1 pseudogene is annotated in these 222 nt (G+C 59.5%); it reads right to left on the bottom strand.

Annotation, left to right across the window (positions count from 1 at the left end):
* Positions 1 to 222 (bottom strand): annotated as a pseudogene (locus D5084_RS08980) (transposase); the annotation flags it as partial.

Genomic DNA, 222 nt, shown 5'->3' with positions numbered 1-222 from the left:
GCTTGAGCCGGTCGGTCCAGGCGAAGGACGTGAACTGGCTGCCCTGATCGGTATTCATGATCTCGGGCGGGCCGAACTTGTAGATCGCCTCGTTCAGCGCCTCGATGCAAAAGTCTGCCTCCAGCGTGTTGGAGATGCGCTAGGCCAGCACCTTGCGGGTGAACCAGTCCATGATGGCCACCAGATAGAGGAAGCCCTTTCGCATCGGCAGGTAGGTGATGT

Source organism: Tabrizicola thermarum, assembly GCF_003574395.1.
Taxonomy (GTDB): domain Bacteria; phylum Pseudomonadota; class Alphaproteobacteria; order Rhodobacterales; family Rhodobacteraceae; genus Tabrizicola; species Tabrizicola thermarum.
Note: the sequence above shows the minus strand (reverse complement) of the source record. Positions and strands in the feature narration are given on the sequence as shown.